Source organism: Streptomyces sp. NPDC032091 (assembly GCF_055580265.1).
The window spans coordinates 239,745-259,040 of sequence record NZ_JBVILR010000003.1 but is presented as its reverse complement, the minus strand read 5'-3'; the positions used below and the strand labels follow the sequence as shown (position 1 = coordinate 259,040).

The following is a 19,296-nucleotide window of genomic DNA, read 5'->3' as shown; positions in this document are numbered from 1 at the left end:
GCGTGTCGCACACGATGGAGTGGACGAGGCTGCGCGTCCTCGACCTCGCGCCGGGGGAGGTGTACGCGCACGAGTGCGGTGGGGCGGAGTGGATCGTCCTCCCGCTGAGCGGAGGCTGCGAGGTCCGCTGGACGGAGCTCCCGGTTTCGGGCAGGGGCGGGGTGGGGGAGAGCCCCGCAGGGAGTTTCCGACTGCGGGGGCGGGACTCGGTGTTCGACGGGCCGACCGACTTCGCGTACCTGCCCCGGGAGGCCCGAGCCCGGCTGACCTCCGCCGGCGGCGGCCGGTTCGCGCTCCTCGGGGCGCGGTGCGAGCGCCGCCTCCCGCCCCGGTACGGCCCCGCCGCACAGGTACCCGTCGAGCTCCGCGGCGCCGCCCACTGCTCCCGCCAGGTACGCAACTTCGCCGCCGCCGACACCTTCGTCTGCGACCGGCTCATCGCCGTCGAGGTGCTCACCCCGGGCGGCAACTGGTCCTCGTACCCGCCCCACAAGCACGACGAGCACCACCCGGGCGAGGAATCCCGCCTGGAGGAGATCTACTTCTACGAGATCGCCCCGCACGGCGACACCCCCGGCGTCGGCTACCAGCGCGTGACGCCCTCACCCGCCGGGAAGACCGACGTGCTCGCCGAGGTCCGCTCGGGTGACGTCGTCCTCATCCCCGACGGCTGGCACGGCCCGTCCATCGCGACGCCCGGCCACGACATGTACTACCTGAACGTGATGGCCGGCCCGGACCCCGAGCGGCAGTGGCTGATCCGCGACCATCCCGACCACGCCTGGATCCGCGGGACCTGGGCGGAGCAGGAGGTCGACCCCAGACTGCCGCTGGACCGGGGCGGGCAGCCCCGGCCCGCCGCCCGACCCGAGGAGACCCCGTGACCGCGCAGCGCACCGTCCGGCTGACCACCGCCCAGGCGCTCGTACGGTTCCTGGCCCGCCAGTACACCGAGCGCGACGGCCGCCGGCAGCGGCTGATCGCCGCCACCTGGGGGATCTTCGGGCACGGCAACGTCGCCGGCGTCGGGCAGGCCCTGCTGGAGAGCGGCCCCGCCGCCATGCCCTTCCTCCAGGGCCGCAACGAACAGGCCATGGTGCACGCCGCCGTCGGCTACGCCCGCCAGCGCGGACGGCTCTCCGCGCACGCCGTGACCACCTCCATCGGGCCCGGCGCGACCAACCTCGTCACCGGGGCCGCCCTCGCCACCGTCAACCGGATCCCCGTCCTCCTGCTGCCCGGGGACACCTTCGCCACCCGGCCCGCCGACCCGGTGCTCCAGCAGCTGGAGGTCCCCTACGCGGGCGACGTCTCCGTCAACGACACGCTGCGGCCCGTCTCCCGCTACTTCGACCGGATCACCCGCCCCGAGGCCCTGGTCCCCGCCGCCCTCCAGGCGATGCGGGTGCTCACCGACCCGGTGCAGACCGGCGCCGTCACCCTCGCGCTGCCGCAGGACGTGCAGGCGGAGGCCTACGACTGGCCCGAGGAGCTCTTCGCGGAACGGGTGTGGACGGTGCGCCGCCCCCGGCCCGACGCCCAGGAGCTGCGGGCCGCCGCCGAGGCGGTACGGGCGGCCCGCCGGCCCCTGCTGATCGCCGGCGGCGGCATCCGGCACAGCGGGGCGGAGGAGGCGCTGCGGGCCTTCGCTGAGGCCACCGGCATCCCCGTCGCCGCCACCCAGGCCGGCAAGGGCGCCCTGCGCCACGACCACCCCGCCGAGGTCGGCGCCGTCGGGCACACCGGCACCGCCACCGCCGACGACCTGGCCCGCGCCGCCGACCTGGTCATCGCGGCCGGGACCCGGCTGACCGACTTCACCACCGCCTCCTCGACCCTCTTCCAGGACCCGGGCGTCCGCTTCCTCGGCCTCAACCCGGACCCGTACGACGCCCACAAGCAGGCCGCGCTCCCGCTGGTCGCGGACGCCCGCGAGGGCCTGGACGCCCTGCGCGCGGAGCTGGCGGGCCACCGCGTGGACCCCGCGTACGAGCGGACGTACCGGCAGGCGAAGGCCTCCTGGGAGGCCCTGGTCGACCAGGCCTTCCACGCACCCGACGAGGACGCCGTCCCCACCCAGGCGCAGGTGCTCGGCGCCCTGGACGCCGTCGTCGACGACACCGACGTGATCGTCAACGCGGCCGGCTCCCTCCCCGGCGACCTCCACCGGCTCTGGCGGGCCCGGTCCGCGTACCAGTACCACGTCGAGTACGGGTACTCCTGCATGGGCTACGAGATCCCCGGCGCCCTCGGCGCGGCCATGGCGGCGCCCGACCGGCCGGTGTGGGCGCTCGTCGGGGACGGCTCGTACCTGATGAACCCGACCGAGCTGGTCACCGCCGTCCAGGAGTGCGTCCCGCTCAAGGTGGTCATCCTCGACAACCACGGCTACGCCTCCATCGGCGGCCTCTCGGACGCGGTCGGCGGCGAGGGCTTCGGCACGGCGTACCGCTTCCGGGGGCCCGGCGGCGCGTACACGGGCGACCCCCTTCCGGTGGACCTCGCGGCCAACGCCGCCTCCCTCGGCATGGCCGTCATCCGCACCCGCACCATCGGTGACCTGCGAAAAGCCCTGGCCGAGGCGCGCGGGTCCGACCGTCCCACATGTGTCTACGCACAGACCCGAACACCCGACACTGTGTCGGGCCCACCCCCGGCACAGGCGTGGTGGGATGTTCCCGTGGCCGAGACCGCGACCCGTGCGTCGGCGGCCCAGGCCCGCGAAGAGTACGACCGGCAAGCCGCGCAGCGACGTCGCCATCTGTGAAGGAGCAAGCATGAAGACCGTCAACCACTGGATCGGTGGCAAGACCGTCGAGGGCGCGTCGGGCAACTACGGCCCGGTCACCGACCCGGCCACCGGCGAGGTCACCACCCAGGTCGCCCTGGCCTCCGCCGCGGAGGTCGACGCCGCGGTGCAGGTCGCCAAGGAGGCCTTCCTGTCCTGGGGCCAGTCCTCGCTGGCCTCCCGCACCAAGGTGCTGTTCGCCTACCGCGCCCTGCTGGACGCCAACCGCGACGCGATCGCCGAGCTGATCACCGCCGAGCACGGCAAGGTGCACTCCGACGCGCTGGGCGAGGTCGCGCGCGGCCTGGAGATCGTCGAGCTGGCCTGCGGGATCACCACGCAGCTCAAGGGCGAGCTGTCCACGTCCGTCTCCAACCGGGTGGACGTGGCCGCCATCCGCCAGCCGCTCGGCGTGGTCGCGGGCATCACCCCGTTCAACTTCCCGGCGATGGTGCCGATGTGGATGTTCCCGCTGGCCGTCGCCTGCGGCAACACCTTCATCCTCAAGCCGAGCGAGAAGGACCCGTCAGCCGCCAACAAGCTGGCCGAGCTGGCCACCGAGGCCGGTCTCCCGGCGGGCGTCCTGAACGTCGTCCACGGTGACAAGGTCGCCGTCGACGCCCTGCTCTCGCACCCCGACGTCTCCGCCGTCTCCTTCGTCGGCTCCACGCCGATCGCCCGTCACATCCACACCACCGCCTCCGCCAACGGCAAGCGCGTCCAGGCGCTGGGCGGGGCCAAGAACCACATGCTGGTGCTGCCGGACGCCGACCTCGACGCCGCCGCCGACGCGGCCGTCTCCGCCGCCTACGGTTCGGCGGGCGAGCGCTGCATGGCCATCTCGGCGGTCGTCGCCGTCGGCGCCATCGGCGACGCGCTCGTCGAGAAGATCCGCGAGCGCGCCGAGAAGATCAAGATCGGCCCCGGCAACGACCCGGCGTCCGAGATGGGCCCGCTGATCACCGCCGCCCACCGCGACAAGGTCGCCTCCTACGTCAAGGGCGCCGCCGACCAGGGCGCGGAGGTCGTCCTCGACGGCACCGGCTACACGGTCGACGGCCACGAGAACGGCCACTGGATCGGCCTGTCCCTCCTCGACCACGTCAAGACCGACTCCGACGCCTACCGCGACGAGATCTTCGGCCCGGTGCTGTGCGTGCTGCGCGCCGAGACCTACGAGGAGGGCGTGGCCCTCATCAACGCCTCGCCGTTCGGCAACGGCACCGCCATCTTCACGCGGGACGGCGGCGCGGCCCGCCGCTTCCAGCTGGAGGTCCAGGCGGGCATGGTCGGCGTCAACGTGCCGATCCCGGTGCCGGTGGGCTACCACTCCTTCGGCGGCTGGAAGGACTCGCTCTTCGGCGACCACCACATCTACGGGAACGACGGCGTCCACTTCTACACGCGCGGCAAGGTCGTCACCACCCGCTGGCCCGACCCGTCCGAGGACCACGCGGGCGTCGACCTCGGCTTCCCCCGCAACCACTGACGCCTCCGCCCCTCCGATCAGCAGGAACCCCCGGCCAACCCTCACCGGCCGGGGGTTCCTGCCGTCCTTTCCGCCGTTCTTCCGCTGTCCTTCCCGCCGTTCTTCCCGCCATCCGCGCTCAGCGCGCCCCCGCCAGGTCCGGGGCGGGCTCCGGCTCGGGGAGGGCCGCCCGGCGGCGCCGGCGCAGCACCAGGACGGCGATGCCGGCCCCGGCCGTCAGGAGCAGCGCGCCCGCCGCCGGCCAGGGCACGGCCAGGAACCCGGTTCCGGCCTCGGAGCGCACGTCCGGGTAGGCGGTGGCGCTCGCGGTGACCTTGACGGTCACCCGGTCCAACTGGGGGGAGTCCGGCCAGGGTTCGGTCAGGACGATCCGCTGGCCGGGCAGCAGGGCCGGCTGGGGTGCGCGGGCCGGCCGGTCCAGCAGCCGGCGCCCGAACAGGCCCCGCGCGGACACGGCCACCTTCGGGTCGACCACCACGTTGCCCCGGTTGGCCAGGGTGTAGGTGAGGGTGGCGCGGGCCTCCTTCGTCCAGGGCAGCAGCGGGGCACCACGGTGGACCGTGACGTCCTCCACGCTCAGGGCCGGGGTCAGCGGCCCGGGCACCCTCAGGTACAGCCGCGCGCCCACCTGGCGCCGGACCCCGACCTGGACCTTGCCCTCCTTCGTGATCCCCTCGACGGCCGTGTTCAGCGCGACGATCCCGCCCACGTGGTCGCCCGGGGACGCGTCCTGGGGCACCTTGACGGTGAACGGGACGTCCTTGCGGCCCTTGGGCGGGACGGTGACCGTGCCCGCCGCCTCGGGCGGCAGCGCGATCCACGCCCCGACGTCCTTGGGCCGGGTTTCGGCGGGCAGCAGGGCGAAGGCCCCGCCCGAGGGGGTGTTCACGGCGTCGGTGGCGAAGATCCGGAAGGTCAGCTCCTTGTCGGAGGAGTTCAGGATCGTCACGCTGTCGCCGATCGAGGCCCCGGCGGCGCCCTGGTGGAAGAAGTACGCCCGGTCGGTCATCGCCGCCCCGGCCGGCGGCGTCGGGAACACGCCCCAGGTGCCGTTGTCCGCGGCCGCGGCGGGAACGGCGGGGAGCGGCAGCAGTGCGCACAGGGTGAGCAGGAGGGTGCGCAGGACGGTCGTGCGCAGGCGCGTGGGTGTTCTTCTCCGGGGGGGGGGGGGGAGGTGGGGGGGTGGCGCGGCGCCGGGGCGCCCCACCACCGGGGTCCGTCCGGGCCGGCCGGTCAGGCGATCGAGAAGGTGACGACCGACTGGTAGGTGTCGGCGAACATGAACGGCGGCAGCTGGAGCATCGCAGCGCCGCCCACGGCGAACTCGCCGCCGGTCAGCTCGTCACCGCCGGCCGCCTGCGAGGCGACCTTCATCGGGGTCTCCGTGATCGCGCCCGGCGCGCCCGCGGTGCAGGTGCTCGGGCTGTCCGGGTTGGTCACGGTGCAGGACGGCTGGATGCCGAGCTGCGCCTTGGCCAGGGAGTGGCCCGTCGTCTGGTTCAGGAACGGCGTACGGGTCGCCGTCACGTCCCAGCCGAGGGTGCCGCCGCGGAAGTCCTGGACGGTGGCGGCGTTGAACGCGCCGAACACCGACTGGGCCTTGCCGTTGATGGTCACCGAGCCGAAGCTGACGGCGGGCTGGCCGTCCTTGGGGCCGAGGGCCAGCGGTCCGGGCAGCACCTCGACGTCCACCGGGTTCTTCACGCCCGCCTGCTCCTCGACGAACACGAAGGGCTTGGCGGGCGGGACCGAGCCGTCGATCCTGATGGCGTCGGCCTTCTTCGTGACGGTGATGTTGCAGGTGGCGGCGCCGGAGGCGTCCGCCGTACCGGTGCCGGTGTCACCGGTGGCCGCGCCCGCGAGGAGGGCGGAACAGATGACCGGTCCGGCCGGGAAGTTGGCGCCGGTGGCGACGACGGCGGTGCCCGCCTTGCCGCTGTTGGGCGTCAGCCTGGTGGTGACCGGGTCCTTGGGGAGGGCCTCGACGGCGACGGAGCCGACGGAGGCGCTGGGCCGCGGGTCCGGGGTACAGGTGGTGGTGTAGACCGTGCCGCCCAGGTCGGCGTCCGTGACCACCTGGTCGATGGTGATCTGGACGGTGGTGCCCTCGCTGCCGTCCGGGATCTTGATCGTGCCGGAGAAGGCGGGCGGGTCGGACTTCTTGTTGGCTTCCTGGTGGCTGGGGACGGCCGGGCTGGTGACCGTCTGGGCCACCCCTCCGACGAGCAGCTTCGCCTTGATGGTGTTGACCGTGTCGATCGTGAACATCGGGATGACCGGCGTCTCGCCCGGATCGATGGTGATCGGCACGGTCTCACCCGCCTTGGCGGTGTCCGGCACCGTGATCGTGTAGTCCTGGTTGCCGTTGGCGCCCGGCTGCGGCGCGGGGGCGACGCACTTCACGGGGACGGAAGTGGTCTTCGTCGCGGCCTGCGCCGGCCCGGTCAGGGCCACGACGCCGCCCGTCAGGGCCAGGGACAGGGCGCCCGCCCCGGCCAGCACTCTTCGTTTGAGCGTTCTCGTACTCACTGGGTCGCGACTCCTTCGTCATGACGAACCCCTCCCCCCACCCGCTGTGTGGGGGAGGCCGAGCCGGTGCGGATGGCCGTCATTGACGCGTCGCGGTGTCGAGAAGTCAATGGATTGCCCGGGTGTGAAGCGCACAGACATTGATGTCCCATCAGACCCGGTCTGATGGGACATCGGATACCGACTGGTCGGTGAACCGGTCGGGGGTTCAGGCCCCGGCCGGGACCTGGAGGAGCAGGTTCGGGGTGCCGGCGGGCAGGCCCGTGATCAGGCCCGGGGCGGCGTCACGGAGCAGGGCCGCGCGCACCTGCTCGGGGGTGTGCACCGTGCCGCCCGCCAGGAGCAGCGCGGCGGCGCCCGCGACGTGCGGGGCGGCCATGGAGGTACCGGTGGCCCGGGCGAGCGCGGTCGCCGTGCCCTTCCAGGCGGAGACGACGGCCACGCCCGGCGCCGAGAGGTCCACGCAGGGGCCGTGGTCGGAGAAGGAGGGGTGGTGGTCGGCGGCGTCGGTGGCGGCGACCGTGAGGGCCTGCGGGACGTTGGCGGGGGAGCCCGTGCAGGCGTCACGGCCCTCGTTGCCGGCGGCGACGGTGACGGTGATCCCGTAGGCGGCGGCGCGGATGACCGCCGCGTCCATGGAGTGGCTGCGGGTGCCGCCCAGGCTCATGTTGGCGACGGCGGGGCGCAGGGGCAGGCCGCCGCGGGTGGCGTCCTTCACCATCCAGTCGAGGCCGCGCAGGATGTGCGAGAGCCGCGCGTCGCCCCGGCAGTCGGCCACCTTCACCCCGACGAGGGAGACCCCCTTGGCGACCCCGTACGTCGCCCCGCCGACGGTTCCCGCGACGTGCGTGCCGTGGCCGTTGCAGTCGGCGGAGCCCTCCATCCAGAGGGCGTTGAAGCCGGTGCGGGCGCGGCCGCCGAACTCCTGGTGGAGGGTGTTGATCCCGGTGTCGACGACGTAGACCGTGACGCCCGCGCCGGTGGCGGGGTACGTGTACGAGCCGTCGAGCGGCAGCGCGCGCTGGTCGAGCCGGTCGAGGTGCCAGGGCGCCCGCACCTGGCTCCCACCCGCCCCTCCGGCCCCCTCCGGCCGCGCCTGCACGGGGGCGGACGGCCGGGGCGCGGGCTGCGTGGGGGCGGCCGGCGCGGGGGCGGAGGCCGCTGGCTGCGTGGGGGTGGGCTGCACGGGGGCGACGGGCAGGGGTGCGGGCTGCGTGGGGGCGGGCTGCACGGGCACGGCGGGCACGGGCGCGGGCTGGTCGGTGGTGGGCGGCTCGGGTGCGGGCTGCGTGTCCGGGGTGGCCGGGGCGGGCGCGGGTTGTGGGGAGGCGGGCTGTTCGGCGGGGGTCGGCCTCGCGGCGGGCTGCGGGGGCGCGGGCTGTTCCGGGGTGGCCGGGGCGGGCGTGGGTTGCGCGGTGGCAGGTTGGTCGGCGGTGGGCGGCTTCGGGTCGGACTGCGGGGGCGCGGGCTGTTCGGCGGTGGTCGGCTCGGGTGCCGGGGGTTCGGGGGCGGGGCGCTCCACGGGGGCGGCGGCGGGGTCGGAGATCCGGTAGACCGTGTCCGGTTCGACGGAGGCCACGCGGGGGTCGGCGGCGAGCACGGCGGCGCGGGCCGCGGTGGTGGTCACGGCGAATCCGTCGAGGGCGGTGTCGTAGACCGCGTCCACCCGGTCGCCGGCCTTCGCCGCCTCGGAGGCCAGGGCGCGGGCCGGCGCGCGGGTGACGGCATCCTTGAGGACGACGACGTAGGAGGCGGTGGGCACACCGGCGTCGTCGGCGTTCGCGGCGGGGTGCGGGGGCAGGACGGTGGCCGCCGCCAGCAGGGCGGCGGCCGGGAGGAGCGCGGTCATCACGGTCATGCGGCGATGCTCGGCCCGGCCGGACGGAGGCGCGCGGAGGGTGCGCCAACCGGCGGCACGACACGCCGCCCCGGCGGGCGCGTCGGCCGCCCCGGGCGTCAGAACGTGCGCAGGGCCAGCGCGGCGGCGTAACCGGGCGGGGCCGGCAGGTCGCGCAGGCTCCAGCCCGGCACCACCGCGGGGGCCGGCGCGGAGCCCACGTACGGCTCGGCCAGGCCTTCGGCGAGGCCCGCGCCGGTCGCCTTGAGGCAGGCCTCCTTGCGGGCCCACACCCGGGCCAGCGCCGCCCGCCGCCCGTCCTCCGGCAAAGCGGTCACCTCGGCCGTCTCCGCAGGGTGCAGGGCGCTCAGGACGTCGGCCACCGCAGCCGCGCTCGGCAGGCCCTCCACATCCACGCCGACCGGCACGCCCGCGAAGGCCAGGTACGCCAGGTCCCCGCTGTGGGACAGGGAGAAGTGCACCCCGCCCCCGGCCACCGCGGGCCGGCCGTGCGGCCCCCCGCAGTTCGGGCAGTCCTCGCGGACGAACCGGACCTCCCCGGGAGCCACCCCCAGGTATCCGCCGAGCAGCACCCGCAGCCCCAGGTGCGAGGCCAGGTAGGTGCGCCGGTCGGCGGGGCGCAGCAGCCGGTCCGCCCGCCCGCGCTCCTCGGCGTCCAGCAGCGCCGCGGCCCCCGCGACCGCGTGGCCGCCGACCACCTCGCGCGTGGTGTCCAGCGCCCACACCGCCGTGCCCGAGCCCGCCGGGATCTCCCCGGGCAGGGGCGCCGCACCGTCGAGTCGGTTCAGTTCTTCGATCACCTCACGAGAGTAGTGCGGGCAGTTGACGTCCCGGCCGGCCACGTGGTTGGTCCACCGTGGACGTCCTCGGGCACGCCACCCTGGACCGCCTGCCGCCCACCTCGCCCGGTACGGACCCGTCAGCGGCGGACGGCCGGAACGGCCCCGGGCTGCGGGACGGCCGCGGTGCCCTCCGGTATTCGCGCTCCAGGGGAGGGCGTCCCGTCGGTCCAGGCGTAGACCTTCCGCCCGCGCACCGCCACCTGGTACTGGTAGCGGTCCCGGCACTCGGGCCGCTCCTCACTCCGGGTGTCGCGCGGCCACCAGCGGGCGCCCAGCCGGGGGCCGCCGGCCTTCCTCGGGGCCTCCGCGGCGCACTGCGGCCCGTCCAGGGGCGTCTTGCCGAGGGTGAACCGGATGAGCCGGGCCTTGCCGTCGGCGCGAGCCTGTATGCGTATGTCCGTCGCGTCCCGCGGCATCCAGCTGGGCAGCGCGAGGGCCCGGTCGCCCCGCGTGCGCTTCTCGGCGGCGGTGGCGGTGGCGTAGTGCCGGCCCTTCTCCTTGAAGAACCGCTCGTTGAGGGCGTTGGTGACGGGGTTCGGCGGGAGGTTGGGCAGCGCGAAGGCCGCGGTGGCGAGGGCTCCCACGATGGCGGCGGCGATGACGAGCGGACGGCGGTTCATACCCCCAAGTGTTCGCGGCCGCGGCCGTCCACGCGTCCCTCCCCGGTACGAACTTCGGCTCTGCCGGAAGTCGCATACCGAGTCATACCTGAGGGTGGTGCGGGCGGCCGTCAACCCGCCGAGCGGACAGAAACGCCCGCGCCCGGCGCGCGTTATAGGGGCAGTCCGCTCAACTCCCGGTGCGGCGGCGGCCCTCACCCCCGGAGCGGCCGCCCGTCCGCCGCCCCGCCCCCAGGAACGCCATGCGCCGCCGCCCCGCCCCCCTCCTCGCCCCGCCCCCCTCCTCGCCTCGGCCGTCGCCGCGCTGCTCGTCCTCGCCGCCCCCGCGTCGGCCGTCCCAGCGGACAAGCCTCAGGTACTCGGCCGCTGGACGCAGACCGCGGAGGCCAGCCAGCGGGCCTGGCTCACCGCCCGCGCCCACCGGACGGACTGGACGGCGTACGGCTTCGACTGGTCGACGGACTACTGCACGTCCTCCCCCGACAACCCCTTCGGCTTCCCCTTCGCCGAGGCGTGCGCCCGCCACGACTTCGGCTACCGCAACTACCGGGCGCCGGGCACCTTCCAGGCCAACAAGCCCCGACTGGACGACGCGTTCCACGCGGACCTCAAACGCGTCTGCGCCCACTACACGGGCGCCCGGAAAACCTCATGCGACGGCACAGCCTGGACCTACTACCAGGCGGTCAAAACCTTCGGCACCGCCACACAACCCACCCCGGCGGCCCCGGCCCCCTGAATTCGCCGCCCGTCCGGGGGACGGGCCTTTTGCGCCTGCAAGGGTCCGTACGGGTGATTTCGCGCCAATGAGGAGACCATCCCCAAGGCGCGACCGTGCGCGCCTCCCCGGGGAGGAGGAGAAGAAGTGCCCCCGGCAGGACTCGAACCTGCGGCCAAGCGCTTAGAAGGCGCCTGCTCTATCCGCTGAGCTACGGGGGCCGGTGGTGACCGTGGTGGCCTGGAGCCCCTTGGTGGGGGTGGGACTGTGGTCCGTGCCGGGTCAAGGATAGGGCTCCGGTTGCCTTGTCCCGGTTGCTTCGCTCGCGTGCCACGTTGTGGAGGTTCGGTGAAGCGGTCCCGATAATCGCAGGCAGGTGCGATTCTCGCACCGCTTTTGCGCCGCGGCGGCCTGGGTGTTGTGCACTCGTTATGCCTGCGTCCCACTCGTCCGCGGTGTCCATGATGTCCCACTGGAGTCGCGGTCGGCGCGCAGAGGGCGTATAAGCTTCAAAAATGGTCCCAAATTGGGCATTCTTCGCATGTGGTGACCTTGGATGTTCGGCCTCAGCTGCTCGATGCCCTGTCCGCCCTGCGCGACCGGGTCGCGTCCGTGCGTCTGCCGCTGCCCCTGCCCGGCGCCCCGCGCGCCCGTCAGACCAGAGCCGAGCTGCTGGCGCAGCTCGACGACTACCTCGTACCCCGGCTCAAGGCGCCCGAGGCGCCGATGCTCGCCGTCGTCGGCGGGTCCACCGGAGCCGGTAAGTCCACCCTCGTGAACTCCCTCGTCGGCCGCCAGGTCAGCGAAGCCGGAGTGCTGCGCCCCACCACCCGCACGCCGGTGCTCGTCTGCCATCCGGACGACCACCACTGGTTCGCCGGGATGCGGATCCTCCCCGACCTCATGCGCGTCTGGGCGCCCCCGGAGGAGGACGACCTGCTCCCTCCCTCCCGCAGGGGCCGCCCGCCCGGAGCGCACCGCGGCCCCACGACCCGCGAGCTGCGGATCGAGACCGTCTCCACCCTCCCGCGCGGCCTGGTCCTCCTCGACGCCCCGGACATCGACTCCCTCGTGGTCGAGAACCGGACCCTCGCCGCCCAGCTGATCTGCGCCGCCGACGTCTGGGTCATGGTCACCACCGCCTCGCGCTACGCCGACGCCATCCCCTGGCACCTGCTGCGCACCGCCAAGCAGTACAACGCCACCCTGATCACCGTCCTCGACCGGGTCCCGCACCAGGTGCTCGCCGAGGTCTCGCGCCAGTACGGGGCCCTGCTCACCCGCGCCGGACTGGGCGACGTGCCCCGGTTCACGGTGCCCGAGCTGCCCGAGTCGGCCGGCGGCGGCGGACTGCTGCCGGCCAGCGCCGTCGCACCGCTGCTCGCCTGGCTCACCCACCACGTCCAGGACCCGGCCGCCCGGCAGTACGCCGTCAGCCGTACCGCGCTCGGCGCGCTCGACTCGCTCGGGCGCCGCATGCCGGAGCTGGCCTCCGCCGTGGCCGCCCAGCACGCCGCCGCCGTCCGGCTGACCTCGGCCGTCGAGGACGCGTACAAGAGGGAGGGCAAACGGGTGCAGGCACGCCTCGACAGCGGCGCCGTGCTCGCCGGGGACGCCCTCACCCGCTGGCGCGGCTACCCCCTCGACACCAGCGCCGACGAACTCCTCGACTCCCTCGCGGAATCCCTCGCCGCGCTGCTCCAGTGCGCCGTCGCCGCCGCCGACGAGCGCATCGCCGGGGCCTGGCGCCGCGAGCCGGCCGCCGGCGCGCTGTCGCCGCCCGGGCCCGACCGGGAGGCGGCGGAACGTATCGGCATGGCCGTACGGCGCTGGCGGCGCGTGCTGGAGGAACTCGCCGAGGAGGAGGTCGCCAAGCTCGACAGGCAGCCCGCGCCCGACCCCGACGGCATCGCCGCCCTCCTCGTCGCCGCCCTCCTCGGCGGCAAACGGGCCCGCCCGGCCGGGGAGAAGCTCGCCGAGCGGATCGGCGTACAGGCCGCCCTGCGCCTGCGCGACCGGGGCGGGGAAGTGGTCAGCGACCACCTCGACCAGATCCTGCGCGCCGAACGGGACCGCCGGCTCGCCCCGCTCCAGGCCCTCGAAGTGACCCCGGAACCACAGGCCGAGCTGATCGCGGCGCTGTCCGTACTGCAGAAGGAGAGGTGAGGGGGTGACCGCCTTGACCGACCGCGACCGCGACCAGGCCGGGGACCGCGACCACGCCGGCGGCCTCGACCGTGTGGGCGACCGTGACCGTGCGGGCGACCGTGCCCGTACGGGCGACCGCGACCACGCCGGCGATCCGCCCGGCGACGGCGCGCGCGTCCGCGGCCGTACCGGTGAACCTGCCGCCGAACGGGCCGCCGAGCGCTGGGACGACGGGTTCATCGCCCGCTCACGCCACCGGACCACCCGAAAGGGCGGTTTCGGCTGGACCCGTTCACGCGGCGCCGACGACGAGCCCCCGGCCGAGGAGCCCGACGAGGAGGCGGACGCGGGCGACGAGGCCCTCGTCCGCGCCGTCTCCGGCGCCGGCAGCGACGGCGGCAAGTCCCCCTCGCCCCCGCTCAGCCCCGAGGCCCAGGCCCTGCGCACCCGCCTCGACGCGCTCCGCCAGCTCGTCGGGCTCTCCCGCACCCGCCTCGACGGCAAGACCCTCGCCGAGGCCGGCCGGGTCCTCGACGAGGCGGCCGCACGCCGGGGCCTGTCCACCCAGCACACGGTCGTCGCCGTCGCCGGCGCCACCGGAAGCGGCAAGTCCACGCTCTTCAACTCACTCGCCGGAGTGCAGATCTCCGAAACCGGCCTGCGCCGGCCGACTACCGCCGCGCCGATCGCCTGCAGCTGGTCGGACGGGGCCGCGGGCCTGCTGGACCGGCTGGAGATCCCCGGACGGCTGCGGCGCCGGCCCCGCGAGACCTCCGAAGCCGAGGCGCTGCGCGGCATGGTCCTCGTCGACCTGCCCGACCTCGACTCCGCGCTCGGCGTGCACCGCGAGCACGTCGACCGGGTGCTGGCGCTGGTCGACGCAGTCGTCTGGGTCGTCGACCCGGAGAAGTACGCGGACGCCGTCCTCCACGAGCGGTACCTGCGGCCGCTGGCCGGGCACGCGGAGGTGACCTTCGTCGTCCTGAACCAGGTGGACCGGCTGCCCGGCGAGGCCGCCGACCTCGTCCTGGACGACCTGCGCCGGCTCCTGGACGAGGACGGCATCGCGCTCGGCGAGCACGGCGAGCCCGGCGCGACCGTCCTCGGCCTGTCCGCCCTGACGGGTGAAGGGGTCGCGGAACTGCGCGAGCTCCTCGGACAGTTCACCCAGGAGAAGGGCGCCGCGACCCGGCGGATCGCCGCCGACGTCGACCGGGCCGCCGCCCGGCTGCGCCCGCTGTACGTCGCCGACGGACACAACCGCCCCTCCGGGCCGGAGATCGGCGAGGCGGCGCGCGCCGAGTTCGAGGACCGCCTCGCCGAGGCCGTCGGGGCCCACGCGGCCGGCCTCGCCGCCGAGCGGGCCTGGCGGCGCAACGCCGGCAAGGCCTGCGGGACACCCTGGCTGCGGCTGTGGCGCTGGTACGAGGGCCGGCGCGCGCCCCGCTCGCTGGCCGGCCTGTCCGCCCTGGCGGTGATCGGCCGCTCCACCGCGGCCGCCCCCATGCCGGTCGAGGAGGAGGTGACCGCACGGCAGCGGGTGGAGCAGGCCGTGCGGACCGTAGCGGACGAGGCGGCCGTCGGGCTGCCCGAACCCTGGGCGCAGGCCGTACGGGAGACCGCGGTGCGCGGGGCCGCCCGGCTGCCGGAGGCGCTGGACGAGCTCGCGGTGACCCTCGGCCCGGCCGTTCCGGCCCCCGGCACGAAGCCGCCCCGGCCCGCCTGGTGGCCGGCGGCGGTGCTGGCGCAGGCCGCGATGACGCTGGTGCAGGTCTTCGGCGGGCTGTGGCTGGTCGGACAGATCGCGGGGGTCCTGGAGCCGAAGCTGCTGCCGCCCGTGCTGTTCATGGTGGCGGGCATCGTCGGCGGGCCGCTGGTGGAGTGGGCCTGCTCGATCGCCGCGCGGGGCCCCGCCCGCCGGTACGGACAGGACGCCGAGCGCCGGCTGCGGCAGGCCGCGGCCGGCTGCGGGCGGGCCCGGGTGCTGGAGCCGGTGGCTGCTGAGCTGCTGCGGTACCGGGAGGTCCGCGAGCAGTACGCGACCGTCTCCACAGGGGGGACGAAGTTGTCCACAACGCGCCAGTAGTCCACAGGCCGGAGCGGCGGGTCGCAGGGCCGGGCCAGCATGGTCGTACCTCGTGCGGAGGGTCCGCGCGAGCCGTACGCGATGCGAGGGAGGGCGGCCGGGATGAACGACACCCTGGTGACGCTGGTGGGGCACGTGGCGACGCAGATCGACTTCAAGGAGACGGTGACCGGCCCGTCGGCGAGGTTCCGTTTCGCGGTGACCCCGCGGTACTTCGACCGGCGGAGCGAGGCCTGGACCGACGGCACCACCAGCTTCTACACGGTCTGGGCGCGCCGGGTGCTGGCGGTGAACCTGGCCAGTTCGGTCTCGGTGGGGGAACCCCTCGTGGTGCACGGGCGGCTGCGGGTCCGGGAGGGGCCGCCCGACGGCGAAGGGGTCCGATGGTTTTCGGCCGACATCGACGCGATCGCCGTCGGACACGACCTGAACCGTGGAACTGCGGCCTTCCGCCGGGTGGTCAAGACGGACACCCCGCTGATGGGCCCTCAGAAGGCGGCGGTGGTCTGAGTGTTCGATGAGGCTAGGATTCCCCGGTATCCACGGGCACCTGGGTCTTTGGCCCGGAGGGGAAGACTGTGTCGACTGCTGTTCCCGCGTCCTGCGCGTCCTTCGAGTCCCGCGCCGCGTCCACGGGCGGACCGGCCGCCGCCCCGGCGGCCTCCGCGGTGGCCCCGCCGCCGGTTCCGCTTCCGGGCGTGCCCGCTGCTCCGGCCGGTGCTGTGGGCCCTGTCCCCGCATCCGGTCCCGGTACCGGTCCCGTTGCCGGTTCCGGTCCTGTTGCCGGTTCCGGCACGGGAGGCGGCGCACGGGGCTCCGCGCGGCGGCCGCTGGCGGTGGCCCTGCTGGCCGCGGCCCTCACCGCCGCCCCGGGCGCCCGGGCCGCGGCCGACTCCGACCCGGCTGCGGCCGGCTCGACGGCCGGTGGCGCGAGCGCCGTGCTCGACGGCCTGAAGACCTACGGCCGGGCGGTCCTGCACGCCCGGGACGGCTCGGTCCGGCAGATTCCGGCCGGGCTGTACGAGATGCGGGTCGACGGCGGCGGCATGCTCCAGACGTACGGGGTCGGCGTCGCGGGCAACGCCCAGCCGCAGGCCCGTTACACCGAGAGCGGCTGGGGCGGCAGCCCCGTCGCGGGCAACAGCGAGGCGGGCGGCCGGATCCGCTGGGTGCTGGAGCACTCCTACCCCCAGCACAACGACCTGGCCGGGCTGGCCAAGGCGGCCGGAGCCGGGGCGCTGACGGCGGAGAGCGCGGCGGCCGGCACCCAGGTGGCGATCTGGCGGCTGGCGGACGGGGCGCAGGTCGAGGCCGCCGACCAGGCGGCCGAGAAGCTGGCCGACTACCTCCAGCGGGAGGCGGGCCGGCTGCCGGAGCCGCCGGCCTCGCTGGGGCTGGACCCCGGCCGGGTGTCCGGCCCGGTGACGGGGCCCACCGGGACCCGGCTCGGCCCGGTCACCGTCCGCACGGCGGCCCAGAGCGTCACCGTCACCCCCGGCGCGGCGGCCGTGGCCATGGGCGTGCGGGTGGTCGATGCCGACGGGCAGCCGGTCACCGTCGCGGCCAACGGCAGCCGGCTGTACTTCGAGGTGCCCGCGGGCACGCCCGACGGGACGGCCTCGTTCACCGTGCAGGGCTCCACGAAGGTGCCGGTCGGGCGGGTCTTCGCCAGTGGGATCCCGGCCGAGGCGCAGGTCGTGGCCGGCTCCAGCGAGTCCGCGACCGCCGCCACCGCCACGGCGGTCTGGCCGCAGCCGGCCGCCGCCGAGGGGAAGGTGGGCACGCTCGCCGGCAGCGCCGAGGTGGCACCGGCCGACGACGCCGGGCCGCCGCAGGCCCCGTCACCGGACGAGGAGCGGCTGGCCGTCAGCGGCAGCTCCGCCGCCACCCCGGTGATCGCCTCGCTGGCGGTGGGACTGGTGGTGCTGGGCGGCATGGTGGTCCTGCTGCTGCGCAAGCGGCCGCTGGAAGGAGAGGAGGGGGAGACGGAGGGCTGAACGAGGGGAGGGGGGCTTCACCGCGCCACACCCCGGGTAAGCGCGGGAAATGGCAGATCGTGATCAGCAACTGACCTGGCGGGGTACCGCCGCGCTGTGGGACCGGCGGCTGTTCGACGCCGTCGCGCGACGGCACTGGCCCGCGGCCGAGCGGGCGCTGCCGGCGCTCGGACGGGCCGCGAACCACGGAGTGCTGTGGGGCGGGATCGCGGCGGGCCTCACGGCCCTCGGCGCGCCGCGGACCCGCAAGGCCGCGCTGCGGGCCGCCGCCTCGCTCGCGCTGGCCTCCGCGACCGTCAACACCGTCGGCAAGTGGTCCGTGCGCAGGCCGCGGCCGCTGCTGGAAGGCGTGCCCCTGGTCCGTCGGCCCGCCGTGCCGCCGTGGACCACGTCCTTCCCGTCCGGGCACTCCGCCTCGGCCTTCGCCTTCGCGACGGGGCTGGCGCTGGAGTCGCCGGTGTGGGGAGCCGCGGTGGCGCCGCTGGCCGCGTCGGTGGCGTTCTCCCGCGTCTACACCGGTGTGCACTACCCGTCCGACGTGGCGGCGGGCGCGCTGCTCGGGGTGGCGGCGGGCTTCGCCGTACGCGAGCTCGCGCGCGGCGTGCAGCGGGCGCGGGCCGTCCCGGGCGACGAGCGGCCGGCGGCCGGGGTGCCCGCGCTGCCGGACGGGGACGGGCTGACCGTGGTCGTGAACACCGGCGCGGGCACGGCCGGCGGGGCGGTGCTCACCGCCCTGAAGGACCGGCTGCCCCGGGCGGAGATCGTGGAGTGCGGCGGCGAGGAGCTGGCGGCGGAGCTGGCGGCCGCCGCGGCCCGGTCCCAGGTGCTGGGGGTCTGCGGGGGCGACGGCACGGTCAACGCCGCCGCGACCGCCGCGCTGCGGGCCGGCGTCCCGCTCGCGGTGTTCCCCGGGGGCACCTTGAACCACTTCGCCCTCGACCTCGGCCTCACCGGCCCCGAGGACACCTGCCGGGCGGTGGCCGCGGGCGAGGCGGTCCGCGTGGCGGTGGGCCGCTTCACCCCGACCGCCCCGGGGTCCTCGCACGCCCGGCCCCCCGGCGGGCGGCCCGCGTCGTCCGGGGCGGCCGGACCGGGCGCCCCGGCCGGTGAGGGGGGCGGCTACTTCCTGAACACCTTCAGCTTCGGGGTCTACCCCGAGCTGCTGCGGCACCGGCTGCGCTGGGCCCCGCGGATCGGCGGCGGGCCCGCCGCGCTCCTGGCGGCCTGGCGGGTGCTGCGTGCCGAGCGGCCCGTCCGGCTGACGCTGGCCGGGCGGCCCCGCAGCGCCTGGCTGCTCTTCGCCGGCAACGGCACCTACCAGGGCTCCGGCCCCACCCCCCGCCGCCGGGAGGGCCTCGGCGAGGGCCTGCTCGACCTCCGGCTCGTCCACGGCGGCGGCCGCCCCGGCCCCCGCCTCCTCGCCGCCGCCCTCGCCGGCCCGCTGACCCGCTCACCCGCGCACGTGGCCATCCGCCTGCGCCGCCTGCACATCGAGGACATCCCGCCCGGCACCCCCCTCGCCTACGACGGCGAGTACGCCCAGGCGCCGCCCGCCCTCGTCCTCGACACCCTCCCCGACGCCCTCCCCGTCTACCGCCCCCACTGAGCCCGCGGGCGCGCCGAGGTCACGGACGGGCCGGCCCGGGCTCCACCCCCAGGTCGGCCCGCATCGCCCCGCGCATCCCCACCCACTGGTCGTTGGCCCGCACCAGCATCCGCCGTATCTCCTCGAACGCCCCGTCCGCCGCGGGGTCGCCCTCCTCCAGCCGCATCACCCGGTCGTAGGCGTGGGCCAGGGTCTGTGCCATGGCGTCCAGCTCGTCCAGGACGGCGTCGGAGGCCGCCATCTGGGCCTCGGCGAAGGAGGCGTGCATGGCGTGCCGCGCATCCTCCAGCGCCGCCCGCGTCTCCGGACCGGCCTCCCCCTTGTGGACCCGCCACAGGTGGTTCATCAGCTCCACCCGGTACCTGCGGTAGCCGGAGTTGGCCGCCACGTAGCACTCGCGCCGCTTGTCCCACTCGGCGACCCGCTGCTCACGCGCCCACTGGGCGTCGGCCGCGCGCTCCTGCCGCTCGAACTGGTCCGACTGCGCCCGCGCCAGCAGACGCTGCGACAGGACGGGCGCCAGGAGCGTCCCCGCCACGGCGATCGTCGTGCCGGCGAGCGCGATCACGGTGCTTTCCACGGCCTGCCTCCTGCGCGGTGTGCGGGTCCGGACCG

At 75.5% G+C, this 19,296-nt stretch carries 15 protein-coding genes and 1 tRNA gene; 9 read left to right on the top strand and 7 right to left on the bottom strand.

Annotated elements, in window-relative coordinates; all coding sequences use genetic code 11:
* The first annotated feature begins 14 nt into the window (after positions 1-14).
* The 3 genes from iolB to ACZ5NJ_RS06910 are packed head-to-tail and all read left to right on the top strand — an operon-like array spanning position 15 to position 4,277.
* Positions 15-884 carry a 5-deoxy-glucuronate isomerase gene (gene iolB / locus ACZ5NJ_RS06920; protein ID WP_468763880.1) on the top strand — a complete coding sequence of 290 codons (870 nt, stop codon included), beginning with the start codon at positions 15-17 and terminating at the stop codon, positions 882-884.
* Positions 881-2,767 (top strand): 3D-(3,5/4)-trihydroxycyclohexane-1,2-dione acylhydrolase (decyclizing), encoded by a 1,887-nt coding sequence (iolD, locus tag ACZ5NJ_RS06915; protein WP_468763581.1) that lies wholly within the window; start codon positions 881-883, stop codon positions 2,765-2,767. Before iolB ends, iolD begins: the two co-directional genes overlap by 4 nt.
* 10 nt (positions 2,768-2,777) lie before the next feature.
* On the top strand, positions 2,778-4,277 hold the full coding sequence (locus ACZ5NJ_RS06910) for a CoA-acylating methylmalonate-semialdehyde dehydrogenase (protein WP_468763579.1): 1,500 nt from the start codon (positions 2,778-2,780) through the stop codon (positions 4,275-4,277).
* A 118-nt stretch (positions 4,278-4,395) separates the two neighbouring features.
* Here the strand turns inward: ACZ5NJ_RS06910 and ACZ5NJ_RS06905 are convergent, their stop codons facing one another.
* The 5 genes from ACZ5NJ_RS06905 to ACZ5NJ_RS06885 form a co-directional block, all read right to left on the bottom strand.
* Positions 4,396-5,286: a WxL protein peptidoglycan domain-containing protein gene (locus tag ACZ5NJ_RS06905; protein WP_468763577.1), complete on the bottom strand. Its 891-nt coding sequence runs from the start codon at positions 5,284-5,286 to the stop codon at positions 4,396-4,398.
* A 224-nt stretch (positions 5,287-5,510) separates the two neighbouring features.
* Entirely contained in the window at positions 5,511-6,806 is a 1,296-nt protein-coding gene (locus ACZ5NJ_RS06900) for a hypothetical protein (protein WP_468763575.1), read from the bottom strand.
* Positions 6,807-7,014: 208 nt separating this feature from the next.
* Positions 7,015-8,664, bottom strand: coding sequence for a S8 family peptidase (locus ACZ5NJ_RS06895; RefSeq protein WP_468763573.1), 1,650 nt, complete (start codon positions 8,662-8,664; stop codon positions 7,015-7,017).
* Positions 8,665-8,762: 98 nt separating this feature from the next.
* A complete protein-coding gene (locus ACZ5NJ_RS06890) occupies positions 8,763-9,464 on the bottom strand; it encodes a 4'-phosphopantetheinyl transferase family protein (RefSeq protein ID WP_468763570.1) in 702 nt (233 codons plus the stop codon).
* 119 nt (positions 9,465-9,583) lie between these two features.
* A complete protein-coding gene (locus ACZ5NJ_RS06885; RefSeq protein WP_468763568.1) occupies positions 9,584-10,126 on the bottom strand; it encodes a hypothetical protein in 543 nt (180 codons plus the stop codon).
* Positions 10,127-10,430: 304 nt separating this feature from the next.
* On the opposite strand from ACZ5NJ_RS06885, the gene ACZ5NJ_RS06880 reads away from it, so the two are divergent.
* Positions 10,431-10,865, top strand: a complete 435-nt coding sequence (locus tag ACZ5NJ_RS06880) for a phospholipase (RefSeq protein ID WP_468763879.1) — start codon at positions 10,431-10,433, stop codon at positions 10,863-10,865.
* A 127-nt stretch (positions 10,866-10,992) separates the two neighbouring features.
* On the opposite strand, the gene ACZ5NJ_RS06875 is transcribed toward ACZ5NJ_RS06880, so the two are convergent.
* Positions 10,993-11,065 (bottom strand) — tRNA-Arg (locus ACZ5NJ_RS06875).
* Between the two features lie 331 nt (positions 11,066-11,396).
* Between ACZ5NJ_RS06875 and ACZ5NJ_RS06870 the strand changes: the two genes are divergently transcribed.
* From ACZ5NJ_RS06870 to ACZ5NJ_RS06850, 5 genes are all read left to right on the top strand, one after another.
* Entirely contained in the window at positions 11,397-13,010 is a 1,614-nt protein-coding gene (locus tag ACZ5NJ_RS06870) for a dynamin family protein (protein ID WP_468763878.1), read from the top strand.
* A 4-nt stretch (positions 13,011-13,014) separates the two neighbouring features.
* Positions 13,015-15,078 carry a GTPase gene (locus ACZ5NJ_RS06865; protein WP_468763566.1) on the top strand — a complete coding sequence of 688 codons (2,064 nt, stop codon included), beginning with the start codon at positions 13,015-13,017 and terminating at the stop codon, positions 15,076-15,078.
* Positions 15,079-15,180: 102 nt separating this feature from the next.
* Entirely contained in the window at positions 15,181-15,588 is a 408-nt protein-coding gene (locus ACZ5NJ_RS06860) for a single-stranded DNA-binding protein (protein ID WP_468763564.1), read from the top strand.
* Between the two features lie 326 nt (positions 15,589-15,914).
* Positions 15,915-17,075 (top strand): TQXA domain-containing protein, encoded by a 1,161-nt coding sequence (locus tag ACZ5NJ_RS06855; RefSeq protein WP_468763562.1) that lies wholly within the window; start codon positions 15,915-15,917, stop codon positions 17,073-17,075.
* Positions 17,076-17,124: 49 nt separating this feature from the next.
* Positions 17,125-18,681: a phosphatase PAP2 family protein gene (locus tag ACZ5NJ_RS06850; protein ID WP_468763560.1), complete on the top strand. Its 1,557-nt coding sequence runs from the start codon at positions 17,125-17,127 to the stop codon at positions 18,679-18,681.
* Positions 18,682-18,700: 19 nt separating this feature from the next.
* On the opposite strand, the gene ACZ5NJ_RS06845 is transcribed toward ACZ5NJ_RS06850, so the two are convergent.
* Complete coding sequence (locus ACZ5NJ_RS06845; RefSeq protein WP_468763557.1) at positions 18,701-19,261, bottom strand: hypothetical protein; 561 nt, start codon at positions 19,259-19,261, stop codon at positions 18,701-18,703.
* Between the last annotated feature and the right edge of the window lie 35 nt (positions 19,262-19,296).

Excerpts from the sequence above, each read along its gene's own strand:
- ACZ5NJ_RS06850 (WP_468763560.1), top strand. The coding sequence starts at position 17,125 with ATGGCAGATCGTGATCAGCAACTGACCTGGCGGGGTACCGCCGCGCTG.
- ACZ5NJ_RS06860 (WP_468763564.1), top strand. The coding sequence starts at position 15,181 with ATGAACGACACCCTGGTGACGCTGGTGGGGCACGTGGCGACGCAGATC.
- ACZ5NJ_RS06885 (WP_468763568.1), bottom strand. The coding sequence starts at position 10,126 with ATGAACCGCCGTCCGCTCGTCATCGCCGCCGCCATCGTGGGAGCCCTC.
- ACZ5NJ_RS06895 (WP_468763573.1), bottom strand. The coding sequence starts at position 8,664 with ATGACCGTGATGACCGCGCTCCTCCCGGCCGCCGCCCTGCTGGCGGCG.
- ACZ5NJ_RS06905 (WP_468763577.1), bottom strand. The coding sequence starts at position 5,286 with ATGACCGACCGGGCGTACTTCTTCCACCAGGGCGCCGCCGGGGCCTCG.
- ACZ5NJ_RS06910 (WP_468763579.1), top strand. The coding sequence starts at position 2,778 with ATGAAGACCGTCAACCACTGGATCGGTGGCAAGACCGTCGAGGGCGCG.
- iolB (WP_468763880.1), top strand. The coding sequence starts at position 15 with ATGGAGTGGACGAGGCTGCGCGTCCTCGACCTCGCGCCGGGGGAGGTG.